The organism is Chryseobacterium sp. DT-167 (genome assembly GCF_058310155.1).
In genome coordinates, this window is record NZ_JBZEEQ010000056.1 from 1 (window position 1) to 716 (window position 716).

Annotated in this window: 2 protein-coding genes; both read right to left on the reverse strand. The window is 69.8% G+C overall.

Annotated features, from left to right (window positions below):
• Positions 1 to 313, reverse strand: a 313-nt coding sequence (locus AC4FQ5_RS19705; RefSeq protein WP_491146251.1) for a response regulator, incomplete at its 3' end; no start/stop codon positions are given.
• Positions 310 to 716: sensor histidine kinase (locus AC4FQ5_RS19710; RefSeq protein ID WP_491146255.1), on the reverse strand; the 407-nt coding region annotated here is incomplete at its 5' end. The genes AC4FQ5_RS19705 and AC4FQ5_RS19710, both read right to left, overlap by 4 nt.

Sequence of the window (716 nt, forward strand, 5' to 3'; positions counted from 1 at the left end):
CGAGCACGTAGTCGTCGAGGTCGAACGTGGTGAGGAGGAGCACCCACGGTCCGTGTCGACCGTCGGTCTTGCTCCCGACGATGCGACGCGTCGCGGTGATGCCGTCGACTCCCGGCATCCGGATGTCCATCAGCACGACATCCGGTCGTAGCGCCTCGGTCTGCCGGACCGCGGCGCCACCGTCCGCGGCTTCTCCCGCGACGCTGATGCCTTCCTGGCCGGCGAGGAACATCCGCATCCCGACGCGTTGGAGGGCCTGGTCGTCGACGATGAGCACCGAGATCATGGTCTGCTCGTCGCTCCATCCGCTCATGAGTCCGTTCCCCGTCCGGTCGGGATCCTCGCAACGACGCGCCAGCCCGTGGCCGTCGGTCCCGCGTCCAGGGTTCCGCCGTACGCGCCGGCCCGCTCCCGCATTCCGATGATGCCGTGGCCGGACACGACCGCATCGCGCCGATCCGTCCACCCCGACGGGACACCATCGTTCCCGATCGACACGATGACGCCGTCGTTCTCGACCGCGACGCGAACCGACGCGGTCGCGCGGGCACCGGCATGACGGAGAATATTCGTGAGCGCTTCCTGCACGATCCGATACACCGCGAGCTGGTGGCCGCCGGAGAGCGCGCCCGCGTCCCCCGTGCGCTCGAGACGCACCTCGAGGCCTGCGGAGCGCACGGAGTCGACGAGCGAGTCGATGTCGCCGACCCCGGGCT